The following is a 24,880-nucleotide window of genomic DNA, read 5'->3' as shown; positions in this document are numbered from 1 at the left end:
TGGCGGTGTTAGAAACTCGTACCGCCACCAAACCGGAATTCTTGCACGCGGTCATACGCACCCTTGGTCAGCGGGATCGCGTAGTCGAAGCGCAGCGGACCAAACGGCGACTGCCAGATCAGGCCGACACCGACCGACGTGCGGACCACCTTGCTGTCGTCATAGCTCAGACCAAGGCAGGTGCCCGGAGACGGCGGGTTGTTGGTCGGCCTGACACAGCCGGGCTGGTTGACTTCGCCCGTCGCCGCCCACGAGGTCGGGCCCTTGTAGTCGTACAGCCCGCCGGCGTCGGCATAGACCGCGCCCTTGAGCCCGACTTCCTTCGGCAGGAACCAGAACGGCATCTGCAGCTCCGCCGACACGCCCCAGTACTTGGTGCCGCCGATGGCGTCCATGGTGCCGTACGGGTTGATGTCACGCGGACCGATACCGTTCGGCGCGAAGCCGCGGACCAGGTTCGGACCCATCTGGAAGTGGTCCAGCATGCGCAGTTCGTCGCTGCCGAGCTTGTTCAGGATACCGCCCTGCGCGTGGATCACGCCGACGATGTCCGACACCAACGGGGTGTAGTACTTCGCGTCGATCGCGGACTTGATGTAGCTGACGTCGCCGCCGACGCCGGCGAAGTCCTGCTTGAAGTCGACGATCAGACCGTCGGTCGGGTTCTTGTTGTTGTCGAGGGTGTTGTAGTTGAGCGTGTAGCCCAGCGCCGAGGTCAGCGTCTTGCCACCCGCCAGCTCCTTGCGGACCGGCAGCGAGGCTTCGCCATCGGAGAAGCAGCCGAGACCATTGGTCGACACCAGGCTGATCCCGTTCAGGTTCGCGTAGGCCGGGCTCGGATTGAACGCCGGATTGGGAGTTACACCGTCAGCGAGAAATGGATTGTTGTTACAGTTGTTCAGCGTCGACGGCAGGGTGATTTCCTGCTGATAGACCGAGTAGCGCAGCTGCAGCGACAGATCTTCCCGCAGGCTGAAGCCGAGCCGCGGGCTGAAGCCCAGCGTCTTGGTGCCGTAGGCGATGTAGCTGTTGGACAACTGCTGGCGCTGGTAGAAATCGAGGCCGAGCGCGACGCGGTAGTCGAGCAGATAGGGCTCGACGAACGACAGCGAGTAGCCGCGGGCGTACTGGCCGTAGGTCACCGAGGCCTTGGCGAACAGGCCGCGGCCGAGCAGGTTGCGCTCGGAGACGCTGACTTCGGCCAGCGCGCCGTCGGTGGTCGAATAACCGCCCGACACCGAGAAGTCGCCGGTCGACTTCTCCTCGAGATCGACGATCAGGATGACGCGATCGCTGGAGGATCCGGGCTCGGTGGTGATCTTCACGGTCTTGAAGAAGTCGAGGTTCTTCAGCCGGCGCTCGGCACGGTCGACCAGCGCACGGTTGTAGGCATCGCCTTCCGAGATATCGAACTCGCGGCGGATCACGTAGTCGCGCGTGCGGCTGTTGCCGCGAATGTTGATGCGCTCGATATAGGTGCGCGGACCTTCATCGATCGCGAAGGTGATCGACACCGTGTGATTGTCGAAATTGCGATCGCCGCGCGGCCGGACCACCGCGAACGCGTAGCCGCGGCGGGACGCCTCGATCTGCATCTCCTCGACCGACTTCTCCAGCGCCTCGGCGTTGTAGAGCGAGCCGACATTGACGCGCGAATAGGAGCGCAGCGCGTTCGGATCGAGCGTATTGATCGACGACGTGAAGTTGACGGATGCGACGCGGTACTGCTGGCCCTCCTCGATCTTGAAGGTAACCAGGAAGCCCTTCTTGTCGGGATCGTATTCGGTCAGCGCAGCCACGACCTGGACGTCGGCATAGCCGTTCTTGAGGTAGAAGCGGCGCAACAGGTCGCGGTCGGCCTCGACCCGGTCGGGGTCATAGACGTCGTTGCCGCCGAGGAAGCTCAGCAGATTCGATTCGCGGGTCTTGATGACGTCGCGCAGGCGGGACGCCGAATAGGCATTGTTGCCGATGAACTCGATCGACCGCACACCCGTCTTCACGCCTTCATTGACCTCGAAGATCAGGTCGACGCGGTTGTTCGGCTGCTCGATGATCTGCGGATTGACCCGCACGTCGTAGCGGCCGGAGCGGCGGTAGATTTCCGCGATGCGCAGCGCATCCGACTGCACCATCGGACGCGAGAAGGTGCCGCGCGGCTTGGACTGGACTTCGGCGGTGAGCTGCTCGTCCTTGACCTTCTTGTTGCCCTCGAAGGCAACGCGGCCAATCACCGGGTTCTCGACCACGACCACGACGAGGCGTCCGCCCCGCTGGTCGATGTGGACGTCCTGGAACAGACCGGTCTCGATCAGCGCCTTCAGGCCGTCGTCGATCTGGGCCTGGCCCAGCCGACCGCCCGGTCCGGGATGGAAATAAGAGCGGATGGTTTCGAGCTCGACGCGGCGGTTCCCCTCCACCGTGATCGAATCAACCGTCTGCGCATACGCAGGCGCAGACACAGCTACGGCCGACAGAGTGGCCGCCACCGGCGCGGCGAACATGACCAAGGCGGCGAACAAGCCCCCCCTCACTCGCATTCCAAACATCATGCGCAACGCGCCCTTATCTTAACAATGCCAAGTCGTTCCCCAACGACCCGACAGATTCCCAACCTGCCGCTCAGCTTGTAGCCAAATTTGCCAAGGGGGCAAACTTACTAGAGCTGAACATTTCCATTTTCGTTCCAAGACGTTGCCCATCGGCAACGTCACAGAAAAGCCCGGTTTCAGGACCCGGCGATCCTGAGGATGTCGTTATACGTCGCAAACACCATCAACATCAGAACCAAACCCAGCCCGATTCGGAAACCCACCTCTTGCGTCCGCTCGGAAAGCGGACGTCCCCGGAGCGCCTCTGCGCTGTAGAAAAGCAGGTGTCCGCCATCCAGAAGCGGGATCGGGAACAGGTTCAACAGACCGATCGAGACCGACAGGATGGCGCAAAGATTGACCACGAACTGGAACCCGGCACTCGCGGCCTGGCCCGAAAGCTTCGCGATTCCAATGACACCGCTCACCTCGGCCGGATTGCCGGTGCCGACGAACAGCGACCCGAGGAACTTGAACGTGCTGGAAATGATGTACCAGACCTGCTCGACGCCGATCTTCATGGCCTCGAAGACGCCGACCGGCGCGCTGGATGCTTCGCCGACCTGAGCCTTGTGCTCGATTCCGAGCACGCCGATCTTGTGTGCGTTGCCGAAGGGATCCTTGACCTCCTTCAGCGCCGGCGTCGCCTTGAGCGAGACGACCGCGCCGTCCCGCTTCACCTTGAAGCCAAGCTCTGAACCGGCGTTCGACGCTACGATCCGCTGCATGTCAGCGAAGCTCTGGATGGCGCTGCCGTCGATATCCACGACAACGTCGCCGACCTTGAAGCCGGCATTCGCGGCGACGCTCTCGGCGACCAGGCCGTCGACCCGGGCGATCGTGCTGGGCTTGCCGTAATAGAGCGCCATGCCCGCGAAAATCAGGGCGCCGAGGATGAAGTTCGCGATCGGGCCTGCCGCAACGATGGCGGTGCGCTTGCCGACCGACTTGTGATGGAAGCTGCCTTCGCGCTCTTCCGCCGTCATGGCGGCAAGCGTCTCCGTCGACGGCGTCGATGCCTCGCTGTCGTCACCGAAGAACTTGACGTAGCCGCCGAGCGGAATCGCCGAGATCTTCCAGCGCGTGCCATGCCGGTCGTTGAAGCCGGCAAGCTCCGGCCCGAAGCCCAGGGAGAAGGTCAGCACCTTCACGCCAGCCCAGCGCGCAACCAGGAAATGGCCAAGCTCGTGGAAGAAAACGACGATCGTCAGGACGAAGAGAAACGGAACGATATAGCCGAGAAGCCCATGGCTCAACGCATTGATACTATGAAGAAAATACTCGGGCATCCGAATTCCCCTCGACAAGAGCGATTAAGCTCCGTCCCCAACCCTCTAGGTTGCCTTTAAGGCAATTTGAGGCAATAGGGCGGCAGCTCTATTTCGCGCGATATGGTCAACGGAAATCGCATCATCCGCCGAGTGCAGTGGTGGCTGATTCCCGGACCTGATCCAATCATTCATCGTCGCCTCGACCAGCCGGGCGATCGCGCCGAACTTGATCTTGCCTGCGATAAACGCGGCGACCGCGATCTCGTTCGCGGCGTTGTAGACCGTGGTCGCGCCGTGCCCGAGCCGCAGTGCCTCGTACGCCAGCCGCAAGCCGGGGAAGCGCTGGAAGTCCGGCGCCTCGAAGGTGAGCTGTCCGATCTTGGCGAGATCCAGCTTGGCGGACGGGCCGACGACGCGATCGGGCCAGCCGAGGCAATGCGCGATCGGGATCCGCATGTCGGGCGTGCCGAGCTGGGCCACCACCGAGCGATCCGAGAACTCGACCATGCCGTGGATGATCGACTGCGGGTGCACCAGCACGTCGATCTCGTCCGGCGCCAGGGCGAACAGGTAGGACGCCTCGATCACCTCGAGGCCCTTGTTCATCATCGAGGCGGAATCGATCGTGATCTTCTGCCCCATGCTCCAGTTGGGATGCTTCAGCGCCTGTTCCAGCGTCGCCTGCTCGATGTCGGCGGGAGCCCAGGTGCGGAACGGCCCCCCGGATGCGGTGATGATCACCCGCGTCAGTTCCTCGCGATTGCCGGAGGCCAGCGCCTGGAACAGCGCATTGTGCTCGGAGTCCGCCGGCAGGATGCAGGCGCCGGCCTTCTTGGCCCGCTCCATGAAGATGTCCCCGGCGCAGACCAGGCACTCTTTGTTGGCGAGCGCGACGGTTGCGCCGCGGTCGACCGCGGCAAGCGCCGGCTTCAGTCCGGCCGCACCGCTGACCGCCGCCATCACCCAATCCGCCGGCCGTGCGGCGGCCTCGATGATGGCGCTCTCCCCGGCCCCGCATTCGATCCGGGTTCCAGCCAGCGCGTCCTTCAGCTCGGAAAGCTTCGCCGGATCGGCAATGGCGGCGAACCGCGCACCGAACTCCTTGGCGAGCTTGGCAAGACCCTCGACATTGCTGTTCGCGGTCAGCGCCTCAACCTGGTAGCGGTCGCGCGCACCACGCAGCAGATCCATCGTGCTGTCGCCGATCGAGCCGGTGGCACCGAGGACAGTCACGGTCCGCACGGCGGATGCCGCCGCGGCCTTGTTGTTACGCAACGGAACTGCGCTCATCTCATCACCAAACCATAAGACCGCGTCCGACGCCATCGGCGCCACCACGGAGAAAGCCGAAAATCGCCGCCACAATGACGGCCGCGACAAATCCGTCCAGGCGGTCCAGCAGGCCGCCATGGCCGGGAATGATGTGGCTCGAATCCTTCACCCCGAACCGCCGCTTCACCGCGGATTCGAAGAGATCGCCGAGTTGCGAGACCACCGACAACACGGCTCCGAGCATCAGCAACGGTCCTGTCGTCCCGATCTCGAAGGCGGCAAAGCCGGCCGCAACAAGCAGGCTCGCCACGAAACCGCCGATCGCGCCAGCCCACGTCTTCTTCGGACTGACCCGTACCCAGAGCTTCGGCCCGCCGATGCTGCGGCCTGCGAAATAGCCGCCGATATCGGTGACCCACACGACCAGCAGCACGAACATCAGCGCAGCGAAGCCCTTCGCCGGATCGAGACGCAGCACGACCGATGCGATCTCGGCGCCCGCGGCATAGAGTAATCCCGCAATTGCCCAGCCGCGCCGCTCGCCCGACGTCAACGCCACAGCAACCACACCGACCGCGAGCACGTCCAGGGCCGCATCGATGCGGCCAGCCATCAAACAAAGTCCGATCAGCAGCAGCGCGGCGGCACCGGGCACCACGACGTAGAGTTCGCGTCCGAACCCGGTGACGGCAAGCCACTCCACAAACAAGCCGACCGCCGCCAGCGTCACCAACAGCGACCAGGCGACGCCGCCCAGATAGGCCAGTGCGATCGCAACCGGCGCCAGCACCAGCGCCGCAACCACGCGCATCGCGAGGTTGCGCGACCCCTGATCGCTTGCTGCCTCAGGCGGCTGCTCACTTGCTGCCGCAGGCGCGGCTTCGCCCTCGCTCACGAGCCGGTTTTCGCGGCGAGGCCGCCGAACCGGCGCTCGCGTTTGCCGTATTCCGCAATCGCGCCCTCGAGCGCCGCCTTGTCGAAATCCGGCCAGTGAATCGGCACGAACACCAGCTCGCTATAGGCGGCCTGCCACATCAGGAAGTTCGACAGCCGCTGCTCGCCGCTGGTGCGGATGATCAGATCCGGATCCGGAATGTCGGGCGCATCGAGATAGTGCCCGAGCGTGTCGGCATCGATCGAGTTGGCGTCGCGCTTGCCTTCGGCGACCTCGCGCGCAAGGCGCCGCGCGGCCGCGGCGATCTCCGCCCGCGAACCGTAGTTGAAGGCGACAACAAGGTTGAGCTTGCTATTGTTCCTCGTGAGCTCTTCGGCCTCGTTGAGCAGCGCGCAGATGTCGCCGTCGAGCCCGTCGCGCTCGCCGATCACGCGCACCCGCACCCCGTCGCGGTGCAGCGTCGCCAGATCGTTGCGGATGAAGCGGCGCAGCAGGCCGAACAGATCGCCGATCTCGCTGGCGGGCCGCGACCAGTTTTCCGAGCTGAACGAAAAGATCGTGAGATAGACGATGCCGAGCTCATTGGCCGCGCGCACCACGCGGCGCAGCGCCTCGACGCCGCGGCGATGGCCCTCGACGCGCGGCAGCCCGCGCGACGCGGCCCAGCGCCCGTTGCCGTCCATGATGATCGCCACATGCAACGGGCCGCCGGAGCGATCCGGTCCGTCAGTTGCTGGGGCGGCGGCGTTCGACATCGGCTGTTCCCGTACCGTCTCAGACCGTCAGGATTTCCTTTTCCTTCGCGGCAAGCAGCTGATCGATTTCGACGATCATGCCGTCGGTCGCCTTCTGCACCTCGTTCGACAGGCGCTCCTGGTCGTCCTCGGAGATCTCGTGATTCTTCTCGAGCTTCTTGATCACGTCGAGGCCGTCGCGGCGGACATGGCGCACCGCGACCTTGGCCGCTTCGGCGTATTTGTGCGCGACCTTGACGAGCTCCTTGCGGCGCTCCTCGTTGAGCTCGGGAATGCGCAGCCGCAGCACCTGACCTTCGGTCGCCGGCGACAGGCCGAGATTGGAATCGACGATCGCCTTTTCGACCGCCTTCACCATCGTCTTGTCCCAGACCTGCACCGAGAGCAGGCGCGGCTCGGGCACGCTGATGGTCGCAACCTGGTTGAGCGGCATATGCGAGCCGTAAGCCTCGACCTGGACCGGCTCCAACATGGAGGCCGCGGCGCGGCCGGTACGCAGACCGCCGAGTTCGTGCTTGAGCGATTGTGTGGCGCCCTGCATGCGGCGCTTCACGTCGTTGATGTCAAAACCAGGTGCGGCCATGACGTTCTCCCTTTCACTAGAAACCGGCTGTCGACGTCCTCGGGTCCAAAATCCGGACCCGGAGGCGCGGCAATCAGCCGGCGACGACCGTGCCGTGTCCGGACCCGCGCAGAATCGCACCGATCGAACCGGGCTCCGCGATCGAGAACACGATGATAGGCAGCGACGTCTCGCGGGCAAGCGCGAAAGCGGTCGCGTCCATGACCTTGTAGCCGCCCTCGATCGCCTGCGAATGGGTCAGGCGGTCGAAGCGCTTGGCTTTGGGGTCCTTCTTCGGATCGGCGTTGTAGACGCCGTCGACATTGGTGGCTTTCAGCACCGCCTGCGCGCCGATCTCGGCCGCGCGTAGCACGGCGGTGGTATCGGTGGTGAAGAACGGGTTGCCGGTTCCACCGCCGAGCAGGACGATGCGTCCCTCGGCGAGATATTTGTGCGTCGCACTACGGGTGAACAGCTCGGAAATCTCCGGCATCACGAATGCCGACAAGGTCCGCGCCGGGGTCCCCTTGCGCTCGATCGCCGCCTCGAGCGCGAGGCAGTTCATCATGGTCGCAAGCATGCCCATGGTATCGCCGGTCGGCCGCGACACGCCGCGCGAGGACACCTCGACGCCGCGGACGATGTTGCCGCCGCCGATCACGACGGCGACCTCGATGCCGAGCTTGCGGGCGGCGATCAGGTCGTCGGCGACGCGGTCGACCGTCGGTTGATCGATACCGAACCCGTGGGAGCCGGCCAGATATTCGCCGGACAGCTTGATCACCACGCGACGATAGATCGGCTCAGCCATGATGCGATCGCTTTCTTATCCCGCGCAGGCAGGCCTCCGGCGCAAAGCGCCGGACGCCTGGTGTCAGCGGTTACTTCTTGCCGCTGGCGGCCGCGACTTCGGCGGCGAAGTCGCTTTCCTGCTTCTCGATTCCCTCACCGAGAGCATAGTTCACAAAGCCAGCGATTTTGATCGGCCCGCCGACCTTACCCTCAGCTTCCTTCACCGCCTGGGCAACCGACTTGCCGCTGTCGTGGATGAAGGCCTGATCGAGGAGGCAGACCTCCTTGTAGTAGGTCTTCAGGCCGGAATCGACGATCTTCTCGATGACGTTCTCGGGCTTGCCCTGCTGGCGGTACTTGTCGGCCAGCACGTCCTTCTCGCGCTTGACGGTCTCCGGATCGAGCCCGGCCGGGTCGAGCGCCAGCGGCTTCGCCGCCGCGACATGCATCGCGAGCTGGCGGCCGAGGACCGCGAGCTCGTCGGTCTTGCCGGCGGACTCCAGCGCCACGATCACGCCGATCTTGCCGGCGCCCTCGACGACGGCGTTGTGGACGTAGCTCGACACCACGCCCTTGCTCACCTCGAGCGAAGCGGCGCGGCGCAGCGACATGTTCTCGCCGATGGTCGCGATCGCGTCCGAGATCGCCCGCTCGACCGTGAAGTCGCCGACCTTGGCGGCCTTGATGGCCTCGACGTCGGAGCCGTGTTTCAGCGCGACCTGCGCGATCATCTTGACCAGGCCCTGGAACTGCTCGTTGCGCGCAACGAAGTCGGTCTCCGAATTGACCTCGACCAGCACGCCCTTGGTGCCCGAGGTCAGCGCGCCGATCAGGCCCTCGGCCGCCACGCGGCCGGCCTTCTTGGCGGCCTTGGAGAGGCCCTTCTTGCGCAGCCAATCCTGCGCCGCCGTCATGTCGCCGTCGGTCTCGGTCAGCGCCGCCTTGCAATCCATCATGCCCGCGCCGGTCGACTCGCGGAGTTCCTTGACCATCGCTGCAGAGATCGTTGCCATCGTTCAATGTCCTTCTTGCCTGTACAGAAACCGCGGCGCCCGATGGCGCCGCTGTCTGCAACAGGGAAATCGTTGTTCGTGGAAGCAAAGCGGCGGCCGGGCAGACCCCGGCCACGCCGCGTAACTGTTATTCCGCTTCGGCGAGCGTCTTGGCCTGGGCGACCCAGGCGTCGGCACGGCTCGGCAGACCGACTTCTTCGCCGATCTTGTGCGCGGTGTCGTGGTCGAGCTCGGCGAGCTGCCAGTAGTGGAAGATGCCGAGGTCGTTGAGCTTCTTCTCGATCGCACCGGACACGCCGGTGAGCTTCTTCAGGTTGTCGGCGGTGCCGCGCGGACCAGCGAGGCCCTGGAACCCGGACGGCGCAGCCGCCGGGAGGTCTTCCTGCACCGGCGCAGCCGAGGCGCCGATATCGATTCCGGAATCGCCCTGAGCGCGCGAGATGCCGTCGATGGCGGCGCGCGCCACGAGGTCGCAATACAGCGAGATCGCGCGGCCGGCGTCGTCATTGCCCGGCACCACATAGGTGATGCCCTTCGGGTCCGAATTGGTGTCGACGATCGCCGCGACCGGGATGTTGAGCCGCTGGGCTTCCTGGATCGCGATGTCTTCCTTGTTGGTGTCGATCACGAAGATCATGTCGGGAAGACCGCCCATGTCCTTGATGCCGCCGAGCGAACGGTCGAGCTTGTCGCGCTCGCGCTGCAGCGTCAGGCGCTCCTTCTTGGTGTAGGAGTTGGCTTCGCCCGACGACAGCACGTCGTCGAGATGGCGCAGGCGCTTGATCGAGGCCGAGATCGTCTTCCAGTTGGTCAGCGTGCCGCCGAGCCAGCGCGAATTGACGAAATACTGGGCCGAACGCTTGGCCGCATCGGCAACGCCGTCCTGGGCCGAGCGCTTGGTGCCGACGAACAGGATGCGGCCGCCCTTGGCGACGGTATCGCTGACCGCCTGCAGGGCACGGTGCAGCATCGGCACGGTCTGCGCGAGGTCGATGATGTGGATGTTGTTGCGGGCGCCGAAGATGTAATCCTGCATCTTCGGATTCCAGCGGTGGGCCTGGTGGCCAAAGTGAACGCCGGCTTCCAAAAGCTGACGCATGTTGAATTCGGGCAGCGACATAGATCTAATTCTCCGGTTGGTTCCTCCGGAAACGTGTGAGCAAACGCGCCTGAATGGCCCGGTTGCCACCGGACGGCCTTTGAGAGCCATGTTTCCGTGTGAGATGGCGCGGTATATAGCGCGATTTGCGCCAGAAGCAAGGAAATATGGCCGGTTACACCGGCCGGATGGGCTCAAATCGTGCCGAAACGGCCCTGTTTGCCGGCCCAAGGGCTATCGCAGGTGCGCGCGGCCAAAATATCGAAAAACAACCCCATGCAAAGGAGCAGGCCGGCGACCGACGCGGTCACGCACGATTCAAATTTTGTCTTTTGACCTTGGGTCTCCGCCGGCGTGGTCGTTGCCACGGTGCGCGGCGATGAACATGGCGACGGCCGACCGGCAATAGGATTCGATTTCGTTGTGGTCCTCTGCTTTCGCCTGATCGAAGCGTGCGATCATCAGGAGATCGGATCCTTTGAAAAGCGCGGCAAACAAGCGGGCGGACCCGAGAGGATCGGGCACGTTCAGAACCGCCTTCGCGTGCAACTGACGCAAGAGGGCCTCGATTTGGGCGATGACATAAGCGGGGCCGGCTTCAAAATGGAGCTTGCTTAACGCGTTTTGACTCGTCTTGTCGGCCATGACCATGGCTTCGACACTGCGGACGTCTGATCTCAGCAACGTGCGAAGCAGTAATGATCCCACCGCCATCAGCTGATCTTCGACCGAACCGTCGACGCCTTCAAGAAGGGCTTGTGGTGCAAACAACTGATGGCAGCCGGCCGCCATGGCCGCGCTGAACAGCGCCTCCTTGTTCTCGAAGTGCCTGTAGATGCTGAGCTTGGATATCTTCGCCCGCTGGGCGACCTTGTCCAATGTCGTCGCTTGAAAACCCAACTCCACAAAGAGTTCGCGCGCGGCGTCGACGATCGTTGGGCCAAGCGCCTCGTTAGCGGGCCGGCCGCGCCGGCCCTGGCTGTTTTCGGTCACGACAATTCCAGTACTTGACAGTATCCTAATTCTTGCATTACGATACCATACAGTATCTGAAATGTGCAAGCCACTTCGCAGGAGCCCATCACCATGGATGACGTCATCATCATTGGCGGCAGCTTTGCCGGTCTCGCCGGCGCCCTGCAGCTCGGCCGTGCCCGCCGCAAGGTCACCGTTCTCGATACCGGCCTGCCACGCAACCGGTTCGCCGGCCACTCGCATGGACTGCTCGGCCACGATCACAAGCCGCCGCTGGACATCCTGGCCGAGGCGCGACGGCAGTTGGCGCGTTATCCCACGATCAAGCTGGTCAGTGCCCGGGCCGAAAGCGTCTCCGGCGCCATCGACGATTTCAACGTCCTCACTTCCGATGGCGAAAGCTTTGGGGCGCGTCGCCTGATCCTGAGCTATGGCGTCGCCGACCAGATGCCTGATATTCCGGGCTTTGCCGAAGGCTGGGGCACCTCCATCGTGCCTTGTCCGTATTGCGACGGCTTTGAAGTCGCCGGTCAGCATTGGGGCCTCGTCTGGTCCGGCCCGCAGTCGCACAATCAGGTCAGGTTGTTCCACGATTGGACCGACAGGTTGACGCTCTTCGCCAATGGTCACGACATTCCGCCCGATATCCGGGCCGATCTGGCGCGCCGCAAGACACCTGTCGTCGATGGCCGGATCATCGAGATCGCCCATCACGGGGGCCATAACGCCACCGTCAAGCTCGATACGGGCCCCAATGTCGCGGTCGACATCCTGTTCGCACATCCGCGCAACAAGCCGTCCGCAAGCCTGCATGAATCACTGGGCCTTGCCACCGTGGCTACGCCCCTCGGCATCATCCTCAAAGTCGACGAGCGCCGCGAAACCAGCATGCCCGGTATCTACGCTGCCGGCGACCTCGCCAACCCCATCACGCCGCCATCGGTCACCCTGGCATCATCGCACGGCGCGATGGCGGGAATCTTCGCCCAGCAGTCGATGGTAGTTTGAGAGCACAGATGCAGGATGAGCAAGGCCGTCGAACCGGACAGCGCGGGTGTGCGCTTCCCTCCGCCCTTCGTCTATCTGGGAGCGCTGCTGTTGGGGCTGGCGGCGGAGCGCTTCATCACCCCGCGCTCTTTCAGCATCGACTGGCGGTTGCTGGTCGCGACCGGCGCGCTGCTGTTCGTTGCCGGCGCGACGATGATGCTTGCGGCGGCGGGGCTGTTCCGGCGGCTGGGCACCAACGTTCCGCCGTCGCAGCCAACGACCCTCATCGCAACGACCGGCCCTTATCGTTGGACCCGCAATCCCATGTATCTCGGCATGGCGCTTATTTATGCCGGCCTTGCGATCGGCTTCGACGGGCCGATCGCCTTCGCCTTGCTCCCGTTGGTGCTGATCGCGATCCAGACGCAGGTGATCAGCCGCGAGGAGCGCTATCTCGAAGCGAAGTTCGGCGACGACTACCGCCGCTACAAGGCCGAGGTTCGCCGCTGGCTTTGACTATTGCGCCGCTGTCGTCTGCGTGGCCGCCCGTCAGCCAGCTTTCCCAACAGATCGCCGTCGTTACCCGGAGCAGCTCAGTATCTGGAAAGTATCCATCCGTCTTGCAGAGCCGGCGGCTATCCAAAACAGGGGGCATCAATGGTTTACAGTCTAATTGTCAAAAAAGAGATCCGCAGGAGCTTCGATCATGTCAACAACCAGCGTTGGGATGATGCTGCAAAAGGCCTAACACCAAACGCGTATCACTGGGTTGCCGGAAATCATGCGTTGGGGGGTGAGCGACATGGAAAGCAATCGGTGAAGCAGTGGTTCGAGCGCATGGGCCGTGTTTTCCCGAAGCTTCACATAGATATTGAGCAGGTCGAGGTGACGGGTTGGCCATGGAATACCACAGTGTTCGTCAAGTGGCGGGCCAACGCGAGGCTCCTTGACGGCCAAAGCTTGTATGTGAACAGGGGCGTCCACGTCTTCAAGTTGCGATGGGGCAAGGTTTATTCGATTGAGGAATACTTCGACTCGCAGGCTGCAGAACGAAGCCTCGCTATCCAAGCTCGTGCTGGTTTGGATGAAGCTGCGGCTGGCCCAATCGTGAGCTAACGCGAACCATTCGTGTGATGCCGCCATCAGCGCAAGGCGCCTTATCACTGGTGGAGGCGGGCTCGCTGGAGACGAAGCGCGCTTTGGCATCGGACAGCTTAGTTAAGAACGAATCAGAACAAGGAGATGTCATGGCGCAGCACAATGGCGATCGTCCCGACTGGAATGGCCAAAGCGGCGAGCGGTGGATCGCCCACCAGGCCCGGCTCGACGCCAGGCTGGCGGTGTTCGGCGAGGCTGCGATCGAAGCCGCCGCGCCCGCGGCGGGCGAGCGCGTGCTCGACGTCGGCTGCGGCGCGGGCGCGTCTACTCTGGCTCTGGCCGACCGCGTCGGCGCGGGGGGCCAAGTGCTGGGCGTGGACATATCCGAACCGCTAATCGCCCGAGCGCGCGCGCTTGCGCCACAGCATACGCCGGCCCTGTTCCGGGTGGCCGACGCCAGCAGCGCCGAGCTGCCCGAGGGGGCGTTCGACATCTTGTTCTCGCGTTTCGGGGTGATGTTCTTCGACGATCCGACAGCGGCGTTCGCCCATATGCGCCGCGCGCTCAAGCCGGGCGGGCGGATCGCTTTCGTCTGCTGGCGTGGCGCGGCCGAGAACGATTGGGTGCGCCTGCCGATGGGCGCGATCAAAGGCATCGTCCCACCGACGGCGCTGCCCGATCCCGAAGCGCCCGGTCCATTCTCGTTCGGCGACCGGGGGCGGGTGGCTCGCATCCTGACGGCGGCCGGCCTCACCGATATTGCTATCGAGCCATTCGATGTTTCCGTCCCGTTTGGCGAGGGCGCGACGCGGGACGCGGCGATCGACAACGCGGTGAAGATGACGTTCGAGGTCGGCCCGCTGTCCCGCCTGCTCGCCGATCAGCCCGACGACATCCGCGACCGCGCCTCGGCCGCCGTTCGTGCCGCCTTCGCGGATCGCCCCGGCGAGCGGTCGGTGATGATCGACGGCGCGACGTGGATCGTCACGGCGCGCAATCCGGCAAGCTGAGGGATCAACAGGTTTCGGTAGCCGCGAGCGGTATCGCTCTCAAAAGGAAGGGCGATGGTGGTCGCGGGCCTGGCGAGCAAGATGGCCGCCTTCTCGAACCGCCTGACGCCTCGATCGATGCAAAATTGAAATGTCTTCATTTTGCGCCTGGGTAAGCGCAGCGAAGCATCGCTCCTTTGGAAGCCGAATGCGATCGCCCTGCCCCTACAGCGTCTGGACGTCGACCACGCCGGCGACGGCCTTGAGCGCGCCGGCAATCTGCGGCGACACCTTGTAGCGACCGGGCAGCTTCATCTCCACCTCGGTCTCGAGGTCGAGCATCATCACCAGCGAGACGTCGCCGTCGGCTGCACCTGCCGGCGGCGCAGCTGCCGGCGCGGGCTTGACCGCTGGCGGCTTTGCAGCGCCACCCGGCGCGGGCGCGGCCTCCGGCATGTTGAGCCGACGGGCGATCGATTCCAACGGCTTGGTGTCGCGCACGAAGATCCGCAGGCCCTTCTGCGTCTTGGCCGCGGCATGATCCAGCGGCTCGGCGTGCAGCACCCGCGCCCGCACGTCCTCGCCCTGCAGCTCGGCGCCGAGTTGCAGCAGCACGGCCGCGCCGGGCTCGAGCACATCGCGGTACTGCGCAAGTCCCTCGGAGAACAGCACCGCCTCGAAATGGCCGGTCGGATCCGACAGGCCCATGATGCCCATCTTGTTGCCGGTCTTGGTGCGCCGCTCCATGCGCGACACGACGGTTGCCGCGACCTTGCCCGCGGTCGCGCCGGTCTTCACCGCGCGCGAGAATTCCGCCCAGGATTGCACGCGCAGCCGTTTCAGCGCGGTCGCATAGTCGTCGAGCGGATGGCCCGACAGGAAGAAGCCGATCGCATCATATTCGCGCCGCAGCCGGTCCGCGGGCAGCCACGGCTCGACCTGCGGCAGCGTGATGCTGGGCGCATCCGGCGCGCTGCCGAACATGTCGTTCTGGCCCGAGGTCGCCGCCTCGTGGCTGCGCTGGCACGCCGCGAGGATCGCATCGGCGCCGGCAAATACGCGGGCCCGGTTCGGGTCCAGCGTGTCGAAGGCGCCGGCCGCCGCAAGGCTCTCGATGATCCGCTTGTTGACGGCGCGCGGGCTGACCCGCGCGGCGAAATCGGCGAGCGAGGTGAAGGCGCCCTTCTTGTTGCGCTCGGCGATGATCTGCTCCACCGCCTGGATGCCGACGCCCTTCAGCGCGGCGAGCGCGTAATAGATCGTGTTGCCGCTGACCTCGAAGGTCGGGCCGGAGCGGTTGATGTTGGGCGCCTCGACCTTGATGCCGAGCCGCTGCGCCTCGGAGCGGAATTCGGACAGCTTGTCGGTGTTGTTGAGTTCCAGCGTCATCGACGCCGCCAGGAACTCGACCGGGTAATGCGCCTTCATGTAGGCGGTGTGGTACGACACCAGCGCATAGGCCGCCGCGTGGCTCTTGTTGAAGCCGTAGTCGGCGAACTTGGCGAGCAGCTCGAAGATCGTCTCCGCCTGCCCTTTCCCCACGCCGTTCTTCATCGCGCCGGCGACGAAGATGTCGCGCTGCTTGTCCATCTCGGCGCGAATCTTCTTGCCCATCGCGCGCCGCAGCAGGTCGGCCTGGCCGAGCGAGTAGCCCGCCATCTGCTGCGCGATCTGCATCACCTGTTCCTGATAGATGATGACGCCGAAGGTCTCCTTCAGGATCGGCTCCAGGATCGGGTGCAGATATTCCGATTCCTCGTCGCCGTGCTTGCGCGCGCAATAGGTCGGGATGTTCGCCATCGGGCCCGGGCGATACAGCGCCACCAGCGCGATGATGTCCTCGAAGCGGTCCGGCCGCATGTCGATCAGCGCGCGCCGCATGCCCTGGCTTTCCACCTGGAACACGCCGACCACATCGCCCCGCGCCAGCATCTGGTAGCTCGGCGCATCGTCGATCGGCAGCGTCGCGAGGTCGACATGGACGTCACGCTGCTTGAGCAGCTTGACCGCGACGTCGAGCACCGTCAGCGTCTTGAGGCCGAGGAAGTCGAACTTCACGAGCCCCGCCGGCTCGACCCATTTCATGTTGAACTGGGTGACCGGCATGTCGGATTTCGGATCGCGGTACATCGGCACCAGCTCGCTCAGCGGCCGGTCACCGATCACGATACCTGCGGCGTGGGTCGAGGCGTGGCGCGTCAGGCCCTCGAGGCGCTGCGCGATGTCGAAGGCACGCGCCACCACCGGATCCTCGTCGCGGAACGCCTGTAACTTGGGCTCGCCCTCGATCGCCTGCGCCAGCGTCACGGGAGCTGCGGGATTCTGCGGCACCAGCTTGGTCAGCTTGTCGACCTGCCCGTACGGCATCTGCAGCACGCGCCCGACGTCGCGCAGCACGCCGCGCGCCTGCAACGTACCGAAGGTGATGATCTGCGCCACCTGGTCGCGGCCGTAGCGCTCCTGCACGTACTGGATCACCTCGCCGCGGCGGTCCTGGCAGAAGTCGATGTCGAAGTCCGGCATCGAGACGCGTTCCGGATTGAGGAAGCGCTCGAACAGCAGCGCGAACCGCATCGGATCGAGGTCGGTGATGGTGAGCACCCATGCGACCAGCGAGCCCGCGCCGGAGCCGCGGCCCGGTCCGACCGGAATGCCCTGCGCCTTCGCCCATTTGATGAAGTCCGACACGATCAGGAAGTAGCCCGCGTACTTCATGCGGGTGATGACGTCGAGCTCGAAGGCAAGCCGCTTGCTGTAGTCTTCCTCCGTCATGCCCGGCGAGAGACCGTGCACCCGCAGGCGGTTGACGAGCCCCTCCTCGGCCTGGCGCTTCAGTTCGGCGGCCTCGTCGGCGGCGGCGTCGGAACTCTGCGCGGCGCCGACCGTGAAGAACGGCAGGATCGGCTTGCGGGTCTTCGGACGGAACGAGCAACGCTCGGCGATCTCCACCGTCGAGGCCAGCGCCTCCGGGATGTCGGCGAACAGCACCGCCATCTCCGCGCGGGTCTTGAAGCGGTGATCCGGGGTCAACTGCTCGCGGTTGGTCTCGGCGATCAGGTGGCCGCCGGCGATGCACAGCAGCGCGTCGTGCGATTCGTAGTCGTCGCTGCTGGCGAAATACGGCTCGTTGGTCGCAACCAGCGGCAGGCCCTTGCTATAGGCGAGATCGATCAGGCCGCCTTCGGTGCGGCGCTCCTTGTCGATGCCGTGGCGTTGCAATTCGATGTAGAGACGATCGCCGAACAGGCCGGCCAGGCGTTCGCAGCGCGTGGCCGCCAGCGCCGCCTGCTCGGCGCGCAGCGCCAGCGCGATCGGCCCGTCGGGACCGCCGGTCAGCGCGATCAGATCCTCGGCGTAGTCGGTGAGCCAGTCGAACTTGATGTGCGGGGTCTGGTTGACCGGCGTCTCCAGGAACGCCCGCGAGTTCAACCGCATCAGGTTCTGGTAGCCGCGCTCGCGTGCCGCCAGCAGCACGATTCGCGTAGGTCCCGTCGTCGCCAGGATGCTCCGCGTATTGGGGTCGACATCGCCGAAATCCACCGCAACCTCGCAGCCGACGATCGGCTGGATGCCGTAGCCGGCCATCTTGTCGGAGAACTCCAGCGCCCCGAACATGTTGTCGGTATCGGTGAGCGCCAGCGCCGGTTGGCGGTCGGCCTTCGCGAGCTCGCCGAGCTTGGCGATCTTGATCGAGCCCTTCAGCAGCGAATAGGCGGAATGTACGTGAAGATGAACGAATCCGGCATTCGGCATGGCTGCTTACGGGATCTCTTGCGTCAGGGATGGAGCGAGTGCCGAAGCCGGAGCTCGGAAGCGCCAGACCCGACTCGCATCCCCATCGTGGGGCCTTCACCCTGCCAAGTCCACGCCGAACGCGGCGTGGTGTCAGGTCCTCCCGCTTTTCCCCAAGGGGACATTGAAGGGGACATTGGAGGGGTCACCAAAGGCAAGCTATGCCCCTGCCCCCGCAAGTACAATTTCAGAACTGGGTGATCAGCTGTGCCCAAACCGCGATCATCCCGACGAACAGCGTGATCGATGCCAGCGCTGCAGCTTCCTGCACGAAAATCTTCAACATGGCCGCTCTCCCTGAACTGGAACGTATGCAGAACATTGTTCTTTTTTTGTTCTAGGAGTCAAGCAGAGGAGCGGGTCTGTTTTGAAAACTGACCTCGAAACAATTCGCTTGGTTAATTCGGCTGATTGAGCGGACAGACCATGCTGAACGGTAACGGGTCCGCACTCCAATCCCAAGGCATCACGATGCAGGACCAGCCGTAAGGCTGGTGTCAGCCGGGAATGTTTAGATGCACCCACTGCAACATGGAGAGAACAGTTACCGCCCGGCAGCCTCGCGGTCGCCGGGCGTTGTTGATTTGTCTCAGACAAATTCAGAAACAAAGTCCCCTCGTCAGGCTCGCGTAAGCCGGCGCAGCTAAGCGTTGAGCCGCGCTGAGTTCTCAGCTCAGCGAAAAGCATGCCCTTGCTTGGGAGCCTCATCCGTTGGAAACAGCGGGTGAGGCTTTTTCCATTTGTCCGAATTTGCCGCGTCGGGTGTCCCAGCTTGGGATAGCCCCCGAACAGTTGCCGCCCGTGCCGGGCGTTCTTCCAACCGTGATCCTGATGGTTAGACGCGGGGTGGCCGCTGCAGTCGGGTGAGAACGCGCATCCGCATCAGACGATCCCAAGCTCATGACATTCGAGCCCCGTACGATTCCGGTACTCCCTGTGAGCAGCGGAAGGCGCCCGCGCCAGTCGCCTAGGATCGCGCCGCTGAGTGCTCCGGCCTCAGCGTAAGGTCTCAATCAACAATCTCGGGGAGCGTCGTGATGCCTGTTATCTCCACCATTCCTGCAGCAAGACTTCCTGTCAGTGTCCTCGCGATAATGCTGCTGACCTTGGCGCCCGCCTGCGCGGAAAAGATGTCCAAGCGGCAGCAGGCCGTCGTCAAGCACATCAAGGCCGAATGCAAGGCGAAGGCGGCGGAGCAAGCCAAGGGCTACGGCTTCGTCGAAAGGTGGCGCGCGTACTCGGATTGCGTCCACGATGCAGCCAAGAACAATGCCGGGCTCGACTTCGCCGATTTCGATTGATGGTCCAGGCTCGGTCATCGCGCAGGTAGGAGGATCCGCCAAGCCAATAAAAAACCCCGGGCCGAAGCCCGGGGTTTTCGATGCCGCTTGGATCAAGCGAGCAATCGGTATCAGTACTTGTTATCAGTACTTGGCGATGATCGGGCCACCGAACTTGTAGTTCAGACGGCCGAGGACCATGTCGGTGTCGCCACCGGTGTGGAAGCCAGCAACGGCAACACCAGCCGGGGTGACGAAGGTCGCGCCGTGGGTGTCTTCGAAGATGTGGTTGTATTCCACGCCGAGCGACCAGCCCTGCGAGAAGGCGAATTCGAGGCCAACACCGACCGTCGGGCTCCAACGGGTGTCGAAGCCGGTCGAGGACGCCAGGGCGCCGCCCGGTGCCAGGAACTGGTAGTTGCGATCGGTGACCGCAGCACCGCCCTTGGCGTACAGCAGGACGTTGTTCCAGGCGTAGCCGATCTGACCGGTGAACAGGCCGAACGCGTCCGTCTTCGAGCGAACGGTGCCGCCCGGGACGAGCACGTTGCCGGTGCTGCCGGAGAAGTCAGCCCAGTTGCCCTGAGCTTCCAGACCCCAGACCCAGCCGCCGGTCTGCCAGCGGTAGCCGACCTGGCCACCGACGGTGCCGCCGTTGGCGTCGTAGCTGCCGGCCTGGCCGATGCCGTCGACAGTACGGTTGTCGTGGCTCTGGCCCCAACCACCGTTGATACCGATGTAGAAGCCGGTCCAATCATACACAGCGGCAACCATGGGCGGCGGAGCCTTCGTGTAAGGGCGAGCCGCGAGGTCAGCCGCAGAGGCAGCGGTCGCGCTGAGCGCGATCATGCTGGCGGTGACAAGCAAAATCTTTTTCATTTTCCCGTTCCAACTTTTTCTACAGGCCCCCAAGGCCGCGAGACACCGTCATAGCAGCCCCCGACGGAATTGCTGTAACTTCGCTGCAACAGGCAGGCCCAAACGACTTCGCTCAAATTTGAAGTTAATACCGTATTACAGGGACTTCTTGGAGCTTTTGCCACATAGCTGCCGCATAATTTTCACAATTCAAAACTGCCTGTGCAACTGCGCGCAAGATCGTGTTGACCGGAACCGGCTTGTCCGATTTGGATCGCAGCCGAGATCGAATCTTCGCAGCGATAAGGAATGCACATGCGGACGATGATTCTTGCTGCTGCCGCGTCTGTGGTCGCGCTCGCTACGCTGGGCACGGCGCCCTCGCATGCGGTCGGCGTGCGCTACCCGTTCTGCATCCAGGGCGACCGCTATCCGGGCCTCAGCAACTGCTCCTATCCGTCCTATGAGGCGTGCCTGGCCACGGCCTCGGGCATCGGACAGAACTGCATCGCCAACCCCTATTATGCCGGCGACAACGACCCGCGCTCCTACCTGCACGTCCCGCCGCGGGACCGTCGCGAGGGCAATTTCTTCGACCTGTTCTTCACGGACCGCTGATCCGGCGGCGGGACCGGCATTCGACGCACTCTCGCGCGGGCGCCCATGGCGCCGCTTCCCGCGGATGCTCACATCAGCATCGCCGGCACCTGGTCGGTGGGAGATTCCGATGCGCCGCCTGATTCTGGTTCTGTTGGCCCTTGGTACCGTCGCCGGCGCACCGGCCAACGCGCAGCGATACGATGCGACCTCGCCGGTCTGCAAAGCCAACTACCAACGCGGCGGTCCGCAGATTGAGTGCGGCTACACGTCGCTGGCGCAGTGCCAGGCCTCGGCGGCCGGCCTGCCGGCGTCGTGCATCAACAACCCCTATTATGTTGGGCCGTCGAACGGCGGTCGCTCGCGAGCGCCCGGCCGAGCGCACCGCTCCGGCCATTGAGGATGAGCGCGCTGCCGCTTCGATTGAAGCAGAGCGGAAAAGCCTTCCAGCGCTTGATCTTGGCGCCCAATCTTCACGCGAACCGTCAGCCACTTCGCGTGTGAAAGCCGCGGCTTACTCGAGCTCGACGACCTGGCCGTTCGACAGCGACACCCGGCGATCCATCCGCGCCGCGAGCTCCATGTTGTGGGTCGCGATCAGCATCGCGACCCGGGTCGCCTTCACCAATTGCATCAGCGCGTTGAAGACGTGATCGGCGGTCGCCGGATCGAGATTCCCGGTCGGCTCATCCGCAAACAGCACCCGCGGCGCGTTGGCAACCGCCCGCGCGATCGCCACGCGTTGCTGCTCGCCGCCCGACAGCTCGGCCGGACGATGGGTGATGCGGTCGCCGAGCCCGAGATAAGCAAGGATCTCGGTCGCCCGCTTCACGGTTTCGGAGCGCTTCAGGCCACGAATCATCTGCGGCAGCATGACGTTCTCGAGCGCCGAGAACTCCGGCAGAAGCCGGTGCGATTGATAGACGAAGCCGATATCGGAGCGGCGAATCTGCGTGCGGTCGACGTCCGACATCTGCGAGGTCGGCGTACCCGCGACATAGACCTCGCCGTCGTCAGGGCTTTCGAGCAGGCCCGCGATGTGCAGCAGCGTCGACTTGCCGGAACCTGAGGGCGCCACCAGCGCCACCGATTGCCCCGGCCACAGCGCCAGCTTGGCGCCGTTCAGGACCGTCAGCGTTGCCTCGCCCTGCCTGTATTCCCGCTTGATATCATGAAGATAGACGACCGGTACGTCTTCCGCCCCCTCCGCCATGTGGGCTCCTTATTCGTACCGGAGCGCTTCGACCGGGTCGAGGCGCGCGGCGCGCCACGACGGGTAGAGCGTCGCAAGGAAGGACAGCGTCAGAGCCATGATCACGACCGCGAGCGTCTCGCCGAAATCGACCTCGGCCGGAAGCTTGGAGAGGAAATACAGTTCGGGCGAGAACAGCTCGGTGTTGGTGAGCCATGACAGGAACTGCCTGATCGATTCGATGTTCAGGCAGATCAGCATGCCGACCGCAAAGCCGGTCAGCGTTCCGACCACGCCGATCGAGGCGCCGGTGATCAGGAAGATCCGCATGATCGAGCCTTGCGAGGCGCCCATGGTGCGCAGGATCGCGATGTCCTGGCCCTTGTCCTTCACCAGCATGATCAATCCGGAGACGATGTTGAGCGCCGCGACCAGCACGATCATGGTCAGGATCAGGAACATCACGTTGCGTTCGACCTGCAACGCGTTGAAGAACGTCGAATTGCGCTGCCGCCAGTCGACCAGGAAGACCGGCCGCCCGGCCGCCTCCGTCACCAGCTTGCGGTAGGTATCGATCTTGTCCGGATTGGTGGTGAACACCTCGATCGAGGACACGTCGTTGTTGCGGTTGAAATAGGCCTGCGCTTCGGCGAGCGGCATGAACACGAAGGTCGAGTCATATTCCGACATGCCGATCTCGAACACCGCGGTGATCTTGTACGGCTTGATGCGCGGCGTGGTGCCCATCGGCGTCACCGCGCCCTTCGGCGAGACCAGCGTGATCATGTCGCCGGCATGCAGCGAGAGCTGATCGGCAAGCCGGCGGCCGATCGCGACCCCCTGCCCCTCGTCAAAGCCCTCGAGCGTGCCCTGCTTGATGTTCTTGGCGATCGAGGTGAGGTTGTTGAGATCGTCGGCGCGGATGCCGCGGATGAAGACGCCGGCCGCGTTGAACGGCGACGATCCGAGCCCCTGCCCGTCGACCACAGGCGCGGCGAGGCGAATGCCCTGCACTTGGCTGATGCGGTCGGCGACGTCCTTCCAGTCGGTCAGCGGCGATTCCAGCGGCTGCACCAGAAGGTGGCCGTTGAGGCCAAGGATCTTGTCGAGCAATTCCTTGCGGAAGCCGTTCATGACGGCCATCACCACGATCAGCGTCGCAACGCCGAGCATGATGCCGAGGAACGAAAAGCCGGCGATGACCGAAATGAAGCCTTCCTTGCGGCGCGCGCGCAGATAGCGTCCGGACAGCAGCCATTCGAATGGCGCAAAAGGCGGGGTACGGACTGGCTCGCTCATGGTCTCATCCATCTCTCGATAATCCCATGATTCGGGCCAAATGTGGCCGGATTACCCCGCCGAACACGCGGCGTGAATAAACTTTAACCCGCGAGCTTCGCGACCACGTCGGCCGGGCTCATATTGTCGCGTGAACCGTCGCTGCGGCGCTTCACCTCGACCTTGCCCTCCGCAAGCCCCTTCGGCCCGACCAGAATCTGCCAGGGAATGCCGATCAGATCGGCCGCGGCGAACTTGGCGCCCGCACGCTGATCGGTGTCGTCGTAGAGCACATCGACGCCCTTCGCCGAGAGCTCACGGTAGAGCTGCTCGCACGCACCATCGACCGCGGCATCACCCTGCTTGAGGTTGAGGATCGCGGCGCGGAACGGCGCAACCGCCTCGGGCCACTTGATGCCGGCGTCGTCGTGACAGGCCTCGATGATCGCGCCGACCAGGCGCGACACGCCGACACCGTAGGAGCCGCCATGGATCGGCACATCGACGCCATCGGGCCCGGCCACCATCGCCTTCATGGTGTCGGAATATTTGGTGCCGAAATAGAAGATCTGGCCGACCTCGATGCCGCGGGTATTCAGCCGCTTCGCTTCGGGCACTTCCTGCTCGAAGCGCGCAGCCTCGTGAACGTCCTCGGTCGCAGCATAGACCGAGGTCCACTGCTTGATGATCGGCGTGAGATCGCCGTCGTAATCGACGTCCTCGCCCGGCACCGGCAGATCCAGCACATCGCGATTGATGAAGACGCCGGACTCGCCGGTGTCAGCCAGCACGATGAATTCGTGGCTGAGGTCGCCGCCGATCGGGCCGGTCTCGGCGCGCATCGGGATCGCCTTCAGTCCCATCCGCGCGAAGGTGCGCAGATACGCAACGAACATCTTGTTGTAGGAGCGGCGCGCGCCGGCCTCGTCGAGGTCGAACGAATAGGCGTCCTTCATCAGGAATTCGCGGCCACGCATCACGCCGAAGCGCGGACGCTGCTCGTCGCGGAACTTCCACTGGATGTGGTAGAGGTTGAGCGGCAGGTTCTTGTAGGACTTGACGTAGGAGCGGAAGATCTCCGTGATCATTTCCTCGTTGGTCGGCCCGTACAGAAGTTCACGCTTGTGACGATCGAGGATGCGCAGCATCTCCGGGCCATAGGCGTCGTAGCGGCCGCTTTCACGCCAGAGATCGGCGAGCTGCAACGTCGGCATCAAGAGTTCGAGCGCACCGGCGCGATCCTGCTCCTCGCGAACGATCTGCTCGATCTTCTTCAGCACCCGGAAGCCGAGCGGCAACCAGGCATAGATGCCGGCCGCCTCCTGCCGCATCATGCCCGCGCGCAGCATCAGCCGATGCGAGACGATCTCCGCCTCTTTCGGGTTTTCTTTCAGGATGGGCAGGAAAAACCGCGACAATCGCATGGCGTTACTCGGGAATCAGGAAAGCGTGGGAAGAGCTGCAGTGAAACCGGATCGGGTGCGAAAACACAAGGCCGCCCAATGACAAAAACCCTTCAAATCAGGCGATTTTCGGCCATTTGAACGAATTGCGTCCCGCCGAGCTGCCCGGCGCGCTGATCGT

Annotated in this window: 22 protein-coding genes; 7 read left to right on the top strand and 15 right to left on the bottom strand. The window is 64.0% G+C overall.

Annotation, left to right across the window (positions count from 1 at the left end):
• Window positions 1–8: 8 nt before the first annotated feature.
• The 10 genes from bamA to FBZ93_RS10040 form a co-directional block, all read right to left on the bottom strand.
• On the bottom strand, window positions 9–2,552 hold the full coding sequence (bamA, locus tag FBZ93_RS10085; RefSeq protein ID WP_146985735.1) for an outer membrane protein assembly factor BamA: 2,544 nt from the start codon (window positions 2,550–2,552) through the stop codon (window positions 9–11).
• Between the two features lie 176 nt (window positions 2,553–2,728).
• Complete coding sequence (gene rseP, locus FBZ93_RS10080; protein WP_146985734.1) at window positions 2,729–3,880, bottom strand: RIP metalloprotease RseP; 1,152 nt, start codon at window positions 3,878–3,880, stop codon at window positions 2,729–2,731.
• A 45-nt stretch (window positions 3,881–3,925) separates the two neighbouring features.
• Window positions 3,926–5,152 carry a 1-deoxy-D-xylulose-5-phosphate reductoisomerase gene (gene dxr, locus FBZ93_RS10075; protein ID WP_146985733.1) on the bottom strand — a complete coding sequence of 409 codons (1,227 nt, stop codon included), beginning with the start codon at window positions 5,150–5,152 and terminating at the stop codon, window positions 3,926–3,928.
• A gap of 4 nt (window positions 5,153–5,156) precedes the next feature.
• Complete coding sequence (locus FBZ93_RS10070) at window positions 5,157–6,029, bottom strand: phosphatidate cytidylyltransferase (RefSeq protein ID WP_146985732.1); 873 nt, start codon at window positions 6,027–6,029, stop codon at window positions 5,157–5,159.
• Window positions 6,026–6,784 carry an isoprenyl transferase gene (locus FBZ93_RS10065; RefSeq protein ID WP_146985731.1) on the bottom strand — a complete coding sequence of 253 codons (759 nt, stop codon included), beginning with the start codon at window positions 6,782–6,784 and terminating at the stop codon, window positions 6,026–6,028. Before FBZ93_RS10065 ends, FBZ93_RS10070 begins: the two co-directional genes overlap by 4 nt.
• Window positions 6,785–6,803: 19 nt before the next feature.
• Window positions 6,804–7,367, bottom strand: a complete 564-nt coding sequence (gene frr, locus FBZ93_RS10060; RefSeq protein WP_024583513.1) for a ribosome recycling factor — start codon at window positions 7,365–7,367, stop codon at window positions 6,804–6,806.
• A gap of 73 nt (window positions 7,368–7,440) precedes the next feature.
• Entirely contained in the window at window positions 7,441–8,157 is a 717-nt protein-coding gene (gene pyrH / locus FBZ93_RS10055; protein ID WP_021079205.1) for a UMP kinase, read from the bottom strand.
• 70 nt (window positions 8,158–8,227) lie between these two features.
• Window positions 8,228–9,151, bottom strand: coding sequence for a translation elongation factor Ts (tsf, locus tag FBZ93_RS10050; protein WP_024583511.1), 924 nt, complete (start codon window positions 9,149–9,151; stop codon window positions 8,228–8,230).
• A 127-nt stretch (window positions 9,152–9,278) separates the two neighbouring features.
• A complete protein-coding gene (locus tag FBZ93_RS10045) occupies window positions 9,279–10,271 on the bottom strand; it encodes a 30S ribosomal protein S2 (protein ID WP_146985730.1) in 993 nt (330 codons plus the stop codon).
• A gap of 297 nt (window positions 10,272–10,568) precedes the next feature.
• The gene (locus tag FBZ93_RS10040) at window positions 10,569–11,243 is read right to left on the bottom strand and encodes a TetR/AcrR family transcriptional regulator (RefSeq protein WP_146985729.1); all 675 of its coding nucleotides are present in this window, start codon (window positions 11,241–11,243) and stop codon (window positions 10,569–10,571) included.
• A 93-nt stretch (window positions 11,244–11,336) separates the two neighbouring features.
• Between FBZ93_RS10040 and FBZ93_RS10035 the strand changes: the two genes are divergently transcribed.
• The 4 genes from FBZ93_RS10035 to FBZ93_RS10020 all read left to right on the top strand — a co-directional run bounded on the left by FBZ93_RS10035 (window position 11,337) and on the right by FBZ93_RS10020 (window position 14,320).
• The gene (locus FBZ93_RS10035; RefSeq protein ID WP_146985728.1) at window positions 11,337–12,233 is read left to right on the top strand and encodes an NAD(P)/FAD-dependent oxidoreductase; all 897 of its coding nucleotides are present in this window, start codon (window positions 11,337–11,339) and stop codon (window positions 12,231–12,233) included.
• Window positions 12,234–12,248: 15 nt separating this feature from the next.
• The gene (locus FBZ93_RS10030) at window positions 12,249–12,728 is read left to right on the top strand and encodes a methyltransferase family protein (protein WP_146985727.1); all 480 of its coding nucleotides are present in this window, start codon (window positions 12,249–12,251) and stop codon (window positions 12,726–12,728) included.
• Between the two features lie 141 nt (window positions 12,729–12,869).
• Window positions 12,870–13,328: a nuclear transport factor 2 family protein gene (locus FBZ93_RS10025; protein WP_146985726.1), complete on the top strand. Its 459-nt coding sequence runs from the start codon at window positions 12,870–12,872 to the stop codon at window positions 13,326–13,328.
• A 131-nt stretch (window positions 13,329–13,459) separates the two neighbouring features.
• Window positions 13,460–14,320 (top strand): class I SAM-dependent methyltransferase, encoded by an 861-nt coding sequence (locus FBZ93_RS10020; RefSeq protein ID WP_146985725.1) that lies wholly within the window; start codon window positions 13,460–13,462, stop codon window positions 14,318–14,320.
• A gap of 204 nt (window positions 14,321–14,524) precedes the next feature.
• Here FBZ93_RS10020 and dnaE read toward each other — a convergent pair whose 3' ends face one another.
• Window positions 14,525–18,052, bottom strand: a complete 3,528-nt coding sequence (gene dnaE, locus FBZ93_RS10010) for a DNA polymerase III subunit alpha (RefSeq protein WP_146985724.1) — start codon at window positions 18,050–18,052, stop codon at window positions 14,525–14,527.
• A gap of 1,076 nt (window positions 18,053–19,128) precedes the next feature.
• On the opposite strand from dnaE, the gene FBZ93_RS10005 reads away from it, so the two are divergent.
• Complete coding sequence (locus FBZ93_RS10005) at window positions 19,129–19,392, top strand: hypothetical protein (RefSeq protein ID WP_146985723.1); 264 nt, start codon at window positions 19,129–19,131, stop codon at window positions 19,390–19,392.
• Window positions 19,393–19,515: 123 nt separating this feature from the next.
• Here FBZ93_RS10005 and FBZ93_RS10000 read toward each other — a convergent pair whose 3' ends face one another.
• A complete protein-coding gene (locus FBZ93_RS10000) occupies window positions 19,516–20,250 on the bottom strand; it encodes an outer membrane protein (protein ID WP_146985722.1) in 735 nt (244 codons plus the stop codon).
• Between the two features lie 294 nt (window positions 20,251–20,544).
• Between FBZ93_RS10000 and FBZ93_RS09995 the strand changes: the two genes are divergently transcribed.
• Together FBZ93_RS09995 and FBZ93_RS09990 are read left to right on the top strand one after the other, a co-directional pair.
• On the top strand, window positions 20,545–20,847 hold the full coding sequence (locus FBZ93_RS09995) for a DUF3551 domain-containing protein (RefSeq protein ID WP_246667428.1): 303 nt from the start codon (window positions 20,545–20,547) through the stop codon (window positions 20,845–20,847).
• A gap of 109 nt (window positions 20,848–20,956) precedes the next feature.
• Window positions 20,957–21,226, top strand: coding sequence for a DUF3551 domain-containing protein (locus FBZ93_RS09990; RefSeq protein WP_146985720.1), 270 nt, complete (start codon window positions 20,957–20,959; stop codon window positions 21,224–21,226).
• A 114-nt stretch (window positions 21,227–21,340) separates the two neighbouring features.
• Here FBZ93_RS09990 and FBZ93_RS09985 read toward each other — a convergent pair whose 3' ends face one another.
• From FBZ93_RS09985 to proS, 3 genes are all read right to left on the bottom strand, one after another.
• Window positions 21,341–22,039, bottom strand: coding sequence for an ABC transporter ATP-binding protein (locus FBZ93_RS09985; protein ID WP_050423854.1), 699 nt, complete (start codon window positions 22,037–22,039; stop codon window positions 21,341–21,343).
• 9 nt (window positions 22,040–22,048) lie between these two features.
• Window positions 22,049–23,329 (bottom strand): lipoprotein-releasing ABC transporter permease subunit, encoded by a 1,281-nt coding sequence (locus FBZ93_RS09980; RefSeq protein ID WP_021079195.1) that lies wholly within the window; start codon window positions 23,327–23,329, stop codon window positions 22,049–22,051.
• Between the two features lie 71 nt (window positions 23,330–23,400).
• A complete protein-coding gene (gene proS, locus FBZ93_RS09975) occupies window positions 23,401–24,720 on the bottom strand; it encodes a proline--tRNA ligase (RefSeq protein ID WP_146985719.1) in 1,320 nt (439 codons plus the stop codon).
• Between the last annotated feature and the right edge of the window lie 160 nt (window positions 24,721–24,880).

The organism is Bradyrhizobium macuxiense, from assembly GCF_007993935.1.
GTDB classification, from domain to species: Bacteria; Pseudomonadota; Alphaproteobacteria; order Rhizobiales; family Xanthobacteraceae; genus Bradyrhizobium; species Bradyrhizobium macuxiense_A.
The sequence above is the reverse complement of the archived record's forward strand: the minus strand, read 5'-3'. Positions and strand labels throughout refer to the sequence as shown.